The organism is Sulfurimonas sp. (genome assembly GCF_032250635.1).
GTDB lineage: Bacteria > Campylobacterota > Campylobacteria > Campylobacterales > Sulfurimonadaceae > Sulfurimonas.
In genome coordinates this window covers 1-8315 of the sequence record NZ_JAVVFL010000098.1, presented here as the reverse complement: position 1 = coordinate 8315, position 8315 = coordinate 1, and the positions used below count along the sequence as shown (strand labels likewise).

Genomic DNA, 8315 nt, shown 5'->3' with positions numbered 1-8315 from the left:
GGCGAAAATCATCCCAAACAAAGAGGGAAAAAACACAACTCCTTCAGTTGTTGCATTTACAGACAAAGGTGAGGTTTTAGTAGGAGATCCTGCAAAACGTCAAGCTATTACAAACCCAAACAAAACCATCTCTTCTATTAAGAGAATTATGGGTCTTATGATGAGCGAAGAGAACGCTAAAGCGGCTCACGACAAAGTAACGTACAACATTGTAGACAAAGACGGTATGGCAGCAGTTGATGTTGCAGGAAAGATCTACACTCCACAAGAAATTTCGGCTAAGATTCTTAGCAAACTAAAAGAGGATGCAGAAGCTTACCTGGGTTCTACCGTAACAGACGCGGTTATCACGGTTCCTGCATACTTTAACGATTCACAAAGAAAAGCGACTAAAGATGCCGGAACCATCGCTGGACTTAACGTTTTACGTATCATCAACGAGCCGACGGCTTCTGCTCTTGCTTATGGACTAGACAGCAAAAATGATGAGAATGTACTTGTTTACGACTTGGGCGGCGGAACTTTCGACGTTACTGTTTTGGAGATTAGTGAAGGCACTTTTGAAGTTCTCTCAACTGATGGAAACGCATTCTTGGGTGGAGACGACTTTGATAACAAAATCGTTGATTACCTAAGCAGCGAGTTCAAAAACACACACGGGATTGACCTTAAAAACGACAAAATGGCGCTACAACGTCTAAAAGATGCTGCAGAAAACGCTAAAAAAGAGTTATCTAGCTCAACTGAAACAGAGATTAACCTGCCGTTTATCACTATGACGGAAGCTGGACCGCAACACCTTGTTACCAAACTTACTCGTGCGAAATTTGAGAGCATGATAGAGAAGCTTGTTGAAGAGACAATTGATCACATTAAAACAGCTATGAAAGAGTCTGGTTTAGACAACAACGCTATCAAAGAGATTATCATGGTCGGTGGTTCAATCCGTGTTCCACTTGCTCAAAAAATGGTCTCTGAGTACTTCGGCGGCAAAACTCTAAACAAGAGTGTAAACCCTGATGAAGTTGTAGCAGCTGGTGCAGCAATCCAAGGCGGTGTTTTAAGAGGAGACGTTAAAGACGTTCTTCTTCTTGACGTTACTCCGCTTTCACTTGGAATCGAGACTTTGGGCGGAGTTGCTACCAAGATAATCGAAAAAGGTACAACTATTCCGGTTAAAAAATCTCAAATCTTCTCAACTGCAGAGGATAATCAGCCTGCTGTTAGCATCTCGGTTGTTCAAGGTGAGAGAGAGTTTGCAAAAGATAACAAATCACTTGGTCTGTTTGAACTAGGCAATATTGCAGCGGCTCCAAGAGGCGTGCCTCAAATCGAGGTTACATTTGACATTGATGCGAACGGTATTTTAACTGTTAGCTCAACTGACAAAGGTACGGGCAAGTCACAGTCAATCACAATCTCTGGAAGCTCTGGACTAAGTGAAGAAGAGATCAACAAAATGGTTCAAGATGCAGAAGCGCATAAAGCTGAAGATATAAAAAGAAAAGAGTTGGTTGAGCTTAAGAACCAAGCAGATGCGTTAATTGCGCAGACTGAAAAATCTCTAGGCGAAATGGGCGACAAAATCGAAGCTGAGGAGAAAGCTAATATAGAGAGCGCTATAGCTGAGCTTAAAGATACTCTAAAAGATGAAAATTCTACAAAAGAGCAAATCGAAGCAAAAGTAAAAACTCTAACAGAAGCAAGTCATAAAATGGCTGAGCAGATGTACAAAAAAGAGCAAGGCGGTGAAGCCGGTGAAGCAGATGCCAAAAAGAAAAAAGAAGAGGACGACGTAATAGACGCTGAGATAGAATAAAGCATAAACATCTGTAGCACTGAAGACGTAATAGACGCTGAAATAGAGTAATTTTTCTAAAGAGCTTCCGCATCAATTGTGGAAGCTCTCCTCTAAAGCAGCTCTTGAGCTCGCTTTTTCTACACAATTTCTTCCCGAAGCTTTGGCAGAGTAAAGAGCAATATCTGCTCTATTTACAACATTGTGAATATCATCATCTGCTTGTACGCAAGAGACTCCGAAACTTGCCGTAACATTTGCGACATCTTCTATCTCTAGCTTCTCTATAGAGCTTCTTAGTTTTTCAGCCAGCATTACAGCATCATCAATATTTACAGCAGGAAGAAGAATAACAAATTCTTCACCTCCCCATCTGCATACTATATCTATATTTCTTAACTTCTCGACTAAAAGCTGAGAAATCTTAACTATTACACTGTCTCCCACATTATGACCGTGTGTGTCGTTTATATTTTTAAAATTGTCTATATCAACCATTACTAGAGACATCTCATTTTCTCTCTCCACCATTGTACGGTGCGATGATTGAAACAGCTTTAAAAACTTATGTCTATTGTATAGATTTGTAAGCTGGTCTCTAGATGCCATCTCTTTGTATTTTATATTTTTATTCACAAGGTCGGTATTAATATCATCGAGCTCTTTTTGATACTCTTTTGTTAAAAGTGCCCATCTGGAGTAGGTTGTGGCAATCAACTCTTTTTGAGATATGACTCCGGACATTTTTCCCTCATCATCAACAACAACTACTCTTTTATAATGTTTCTTTTTTAGAAACTCCAAAGCCTCTTTAACCGAGCAATCTTTTCCTATGGTGTCTACAGGCGAGGACATATAAGTGATGATGGGTTTACTTAAATCTTCGTTTCTTTCAATAACACGAATAACATCTTTGGTGGTAAATATTCCGATAGGCTTTAAATCTTCAACGATTATCACACTCTCAAAAGATTTTTTTGCCATATCGCAAAGCAGCTCTGCCGTCTTCAGCTCTTTGCTTATCCATTTAGCTCTTTTTCCCAATTTTAAAAAGTCAAGAAGACAAAAGTTATCCATCAGAGTATCGGGGTCTATACTGCTTACAATGTCGGTATGAGAAATAAGTCCGTAAAGCTCGCCGTCATCATCAACCACGCATATATACTCTACTTCACAATTTAAATACTCAAGCGTATGAAGAACTGTTCTCTCTTTATTTACGATGGGAACCAAAGACAGCTCTACGTTTTTTAAAGAGCTCTCCATATCTACGTCTCTGGACTTCATATTTAAAATATCCGTCACTCTCATAATACGAAAAACGTTGCCATCCGTGACCAATATATTTCTGTGATCATTGCTAAACATCTTTTTTATCGCATCAGAAATTTTGCTATTTATATCTATGGAGATAACAGAAGTTGTCGCTATACTTCCTACCTTTGGAAAAATCATATCTACCCCGTCCCTTTTATATCGTGTTTAGTGCTTCTTGCACCTTTAGTGCCTGCACATGCTCTTTTACGTCATGTACGCGTATAATTGAAGCTCCATTTTTTACAGCTTCAAGATGAAGCGCCAATGTTCCCGCCAGCCTAGCTTGCGGCAAAGATGCAGAGATTTTATCTATCATAGACTTTCTTGAAGCACCGATAAGCAGAGGTTTGCCAAGCGTTAAGAAGTGCCCTAAATGTTTAATAAGCAGTAGATTATGCTCCAAACTCTTTCCAAACCCTATTCCGACATCTAGGGTTATCTTCTTTACTCCCAAAGATTCAGCCTTGGCTACTCTTTGCTCAAAAAAGGAGTATAGATCACTTAGAATATTTTCATACTGCGGTTGGTCCTGCATAGTCTGCGGAGCTCCCTGCATATGCATAATAACAGCACTTGCATTATTGCTTGCACAGATTTTGGAGATATTATCATTTGAAAGCCCGGTGATGTCATTTACAATCTCAAACCCGCTCTTAAGTGCACAGGTTATAACTTCAGGCTCGTAGCTGTCGATGCTAAACCTTGTCTTATTGTAGAGTTTTGCCTTTTTTATGGCTTCAAAAAGAGGTTTTAACCTTCTAAACTCCTCATCTTTATCTACATGAAGAGAGTTAGGAGCCGATGAAACCCCACCGATGTCTATAATATCTGCACCATCATCTATCATCTGCTCTATTGCTTCTGCCGCCGCACTGCCGTTAAATCTGGACTCGGAGTAAAAACTGTCGTTATTTGCATTTATAACACCCATAATCTCAACTTTAGAGGGTTTTTTAATCTTTAAAATCTCTTGGAGTTTTTTCGCCACATCTTTGAGTCCAAATGGCTGCGCGAGCTCTTTTTTGCTAAGAACCTCAAGCTCTCTAGCCGTTGCTATGAGTATGCAATTAACATACGGGGTTTGCGCCATAACTGTTCCACGCGGTACCGCCAGGTCTGCGCCTACGCTAAGGGCATCTTGCTTTAAGATATTTGCCGCACCCACATGTAAATCTCTAATGTAAATAGTATAGTGGGTTGCTTTTGCCGCCAAAATCGCTATGCCTCCGCCATCTACGCCTAACTCTTTTAAATATCTGTGCATCTGTATACTGTTTGACAAAAGCTCAATTTGCATTTTTTTCTCCTACAAAACTCATAATTACCATAGCCAAAACGCTCTGCGGTCTGGAATTTAACTCCAAAAGCCTATAAGCTTTGTCGAAATTTTGAAGCTGCGCAGAGGTAGGCATTAGTTTTTCAACAACAACCGCCCTATGATAAAGCGCTTCAATAAGTGCTTTGGCTTCACTCTTTTTTACTCTTGCATTTGCTTTTAAAAACTCAAAAACCTCTTGGTAGCTTATGCGAGAGAGATTAAGTTCAATCGGCGCTGCTTCGCTCTTTTTCTCCCCTTTTACTATGGGCATTCTTGAGCGAACGGTTGCAAGAAGGTTTGATTTTGTTGGAGAGATAATGATAAGTTCTATATTTCTTGGAGGCTCTTCTAGAAGTTTTAAAAGAGAGTTTTGCGATATGTTATTAAAGTTGTTAGCCCCAAGAACTAGGTATTTTGTCTCTGCTTCACTGATATACGCTTCTGCAACCACAGCTTTTGCATGCTCTATTTTAAACTCATCTTCTATAAAACCGACGACTCTGCTCGGTTTTAACTCCTCTTTTATCCTCTGATACTCAGACTCTATATTTGAGGAGATTAAGATATACCCTTTTTGGGACTCATGAACCGACATCAACTTCTCCAAACATCGTTGCATTAAGAGATGCATTAAAGAGACGATAGAGCTGAAGCAGTTTTATATCAAGTAGCTTGTCATACGATTTTAGAGTAAAGGCGTTAATATACTCTTCATCAAAAATCCAGAAGTAGCTGGTATCTTTTCTTTTTGCAAGGTCAGCTCTTTTATCGTCACCCTTGCCGATGTACCAAAAAAAGTAATCATCTTTATGTGCCAAAGATATCATATCCTCAACTACGTCGAGCATCTCTCCGCCGCTAACACTGTTGTAGTGTCTGTACATACTGTCTATGCTTACTATAGGCAGGAGAGGTCTATCCATCTGAGAGCCGTTTAGATTATCAAGAATGTAGCTCTCAAGCCACCTCCTCTTCTCGTCCGTTATCAGTATGATTGTTTTGCCGCTAAGTATCTGCTCTAACGCTTGAGAAGTTGTGGTTGTCCAGTCAAATCGCTGCTCTTCAAGCCAGCTAAAACAGCCGCCCTCTTCTCTTATGGCATCCAAGCTCCACTGTGCAAACTCTTGCATTTAGACTACTTGTCTAACTCATAAGCAGCGTGGAGGCTTCTCACGGCGAGCTCTGCGTACTTCTCATCTATAACCATTGAGACTTTTATCTCTGAAGTTGAGATCATATTTATATTTATATTCTCTTTTGCCATGGTTGAGAACGCCTTTGCAGCAACACCGGTGTGAGACTTCATGCCCACGCCGACTATTGAGACTTTACAGATATTCTCATCATAAGAAGCTTCGTCTACCTCAGCATCATCTACAAATTTATCCATAACTTTTTTAGCATCACTCAAATCACCCACAGGAACTGTAAAATCAATGTTCGCTTTGCCGTCATGTCCGACGTTTTGGATAATCATATCTATGTTTACACTGTTGTTTGAGAGCTTTGTAAATATATCCGATGCTATTCCAGGTCTATCTTTTACGCCTACCAAAGAGACGCGAGCCTGATTTTTATCGAGTGCAATTCCACTTACTAACGGTTTTTCCATGATACTTTCTTCCTTGGTTATTAATGTTCCCTCTTCATCAGAGAAGCTTGTTCTTGTTACTAGATTTACGTTTAATTTTTTAGCCAACTCCACCGAGCGGTTTTGAAGAACTTTAGCGCCCAAAGAGGCAAGTTCCAGCATCTCGTCGTATGAAATCTTCTCAAGTTTTTTTGCTTTTGGCTCAATCCTGGGGTCTGTCGTAAAGATTCCGCTTACATCCGTATATATCTCACACAGATCCGCTTTTAGCGCACCCGCTATTGCGACTGCAGAGAGATCGCTTCCGCCGCGTCCGAGCGTAGTTACGTTTCCATCTTGCGACACACCCTGAAAGCCAGCTACTACGACAATTTTTCCCTCTGCTATAGCTTCATTCATGGCTATTGGGTTTATAACCTCAATGCGCGCTTTTGTATGGATGTTGTCAGTAACAATGCCAGCTTTTCTTCCAGTCATAGAGAGCGCATCAAAGCCCATCTCGCTTAGAGCGATAGCCAGCAGCGAGGCAGTGACTCTCTCGCCAGAACTCAGCAGCATATCCATCTCTGCGCGTGAGGGATTTTTTGAAAAGTGCTCCGCGTATGAAACAAGCTTATTTGTCTCCCCGCTCATCGCTGAGACGACAACAACTACATCATTTCCGGCTTTTTTTGTTTTTGCAACTCTATTAGCCACATTTTGGATGCGGTCTAAGTCACCGACACTCGTTCCGCCAAATTTTTGAACTATTAACATCTACAATAATCCCTCTTTTTTAAAATAACCTATTACGCTCTTATACACATCTTTTTTAAAACTAGCACTCAAGTTTAGCGCCTCATCCGCGGTTACAAATTTATAGTCGCTAAATTCAGGCTCATCTGTATGAATATTTATAGTCGCGCTCTCATGAAGCTTTACCAAAAAATATTTCTGCTTTTGACCGATAAACGGCTTCATAGTTTCGGCGATTCTTGAAGGAAAATCGTAAGAGATCCACTCCGGAAACTCGGCGATTATCTCTACCATATCCGTACCTATCTCTTCTAGAAGCTCGCGAAAAAGGGCTTCTTGAACCTCTTCGCCTTCATCTATTCCGCCTTGAGGAAACTGCCAGACATCAAGCAAATCATTTCTCTGTGCCAAGAAGATCTCTTTTGTATGCGGATAACTGCTTGAGACGATAATCATCGCTACATTGGGACGGTATAAATCTTTTTTGTTCATTATCTCACTTGATAGTAATATTGGCGCGATTATACAAAATATGCCATTAAAATAAACTAATTTCATACAAATAAGTCTCTTATAAAAAAAGAATTATAAGTAGTTGCTGTGGCTTCAACTTATTTATGTTAATATTGCGACAATATTATTATATAAAGGTAGACAATGCAAGAGTATGTATTAAAAAATGATGATTTTTTAGTTTCTCAAACTGATGCAAAGGGCATTATTATTTTTGCAAATGATGACTTTTGTAAAGTTGCCGGCTACACCATAGATGAGCTTGTAGGCAAGCCACACAATGTTGTCCGCCATCCCGATATGCCAAAAGCCGCTTTCAAAGATCTTTGGGAGACGGTAAAGAGTGACAAGGTTTGGAGCGGTTATGTAAAAAACAGAACCAAAGACGGGGGTTTTTACTGGGTTTTTGCAACGGTATATCCGATGTATGATACAACTAGAGAAGAGCAGACATATCTCTCATGCAGAAGAAAGCCTTCAAAGCAAGAGATTGAAGAAGCCGAAGCGCTCTATAAAACATTAAGATAGGAATTTTAAAATGAACAACATATTAAAAAACACAATCATCTCAATAGCTTTTCTACTCTTAATAGGTTCTCTGTTTTTAACAGATTCAAATATTATGCAAGCGTCTCTTGCAGTTGTTGCTTTTGTGGTCGTGATTTTACTTAATCTGCAAAAAAATGGCACTGAGACCAAAGCTCTAAATCAAAAAAGATTAGAACTCATCGAGATGATGGAGTTTAAAAGAAATAAAGTCAGAGTAAACGAAAATGCAACCGATGAAGCAGAAAAAAACTTCAATAAAATTGCTACAACATACCAAAATTCGGTACTTGAAGATACTAGAGTAGCCGGGGAGATGGTTCTTCTTACCGACAAAGTTGCAAAGGGTCACTACTCTTGCAGAATCGGTTCTGATTCTAAGACTCCTTATGTTCACGTTCTTAGAAACTCTCTTAACAATATGCTTGGCTCTTCAGAGAGAAATCTTGACAATGCAATAGCTACGCTTCAAAAGTTTTCTGAGGGCTCATTCTCTA

8 protein-coding genes and 1 pseudogene are annotated in these 8315 nt (G+C 39.8%); 3 read left to right on the top strand and 6 right to left on the bottom strand.

Annotated features, from left to right (window positions below):
• Nucleotides 1-1819, top strand: a 1819-nt coding sequence (gene dnaK / locus RQ763_RS07035; RefSeq protein WP_314152001.1) for a molecular chaperone DnaK, incomplete at its 5' end; no start/stop codon positions are given.
• Between the two features lie 72 nt (nt 1820-1891).
• On the opposite strand, the gene RQ763_RS07030 is transcribed toward dnaK, so the two are convergent.
• From RQ763_RS07030 to RQ763_RS07005, 6 genes are read right to left on the bottom strand one after another with little or no spacing between them, the layout of a single operon-like run.
• Nucleotides 1892-3253, bottom strand: a complete 1362-nt coding sequence (locus RQ763_RS07030) for a diguanylate cyclase (protein WP_314151999.1) — start codon at nt 3251-3253, stop codon at nt 1892-1894.
• 16 nt (nt 3254-3269) lie between these two features.
• The gene (gene folP, locus RQ763_RS07025) at nt 3270-4412 is read right to left on the bottom strand and encodes a dihydropteroate synthase (RefSeq protein ID WP_314151997.1); all 1143 of its coding nucleotides are present in this window, start codon (nt 4410-4412) and stop codon (nt 3270-3272) included.
• Complete coding sequence (locus tag RQ763_RS07020; RefSeq protein WP_314151996.1) at nt 4402-5052, bottom strand: DNA polymerase III subunit delta'; 651 nt, start codon at nt 5050-5052, stop codon at nt 4402-4404. Before RQ763_RS07020 ends, folP begins: the two co-directional genes overlap by 11 nt.
• Nucleotides 5015-5563, bottom strand: a complete 549-nt coding sequence (locus RQ763_RS07015; RefSeq protein WP_314151994.1) for a HobA family DNA replication regulator — start codon at nt 5561-5563, stop codon at nt 5015-5017. The genes RQ763_RS07020 and RQ763_RS07015 overlap by 38 nt, the downstream gene beginning before the upstream one ends.
• 5 nt (nt 5564-5568) lie before the next feature.
• Nucleotides 5569-6780, bottom strand: coding sequence for an aspartate kinase (locus tag RQ763_RS07010; protein ID WP_314151992.1), 1212 nt, complete (start codon nt 6778-6780; stop codon nt 5569-5571).
• Nucleotides 6781-7251 carry an RNA pyrophosphohydrolase gene (locus RQ763_RS07005; protein WP_314151991.1) on the bottom strand — a complete coding sequence of 157 codons (471 nt, stop codon included), beginning with the start codon at nt 7249-7251 and terminating at the stop codon, nt 6781-6783.
• Between the two features lie 165 nt (nt 7252-7416).
• On the opposite strand from RQ763_RS07005, the gene RQ763_RS07000 reads away from it, so the two are divergent.
• Both RQ763_RS07000 and RQ763_RS06995 read left to right on the top strand, forming a co-directional pair.
• Nucleotides 7417-7800 (top strand): PAS domain-containing protein, encoded by a 384-nt coding sequence (locus RQ763_RS07000; RefSeq protein ID WP_314151990.1) that lies wholly within the window; start codon nt 7417-7419, stop codon nt 7798-7800.
• A 10-nt stretch (nt 7801-7810) separates the two neighbouring features.
• Nucleotides 7811-8315, top strand: a pseudogene (locus RQ763_RS06995) (chemotaxis protein); the annotation flags it as partial.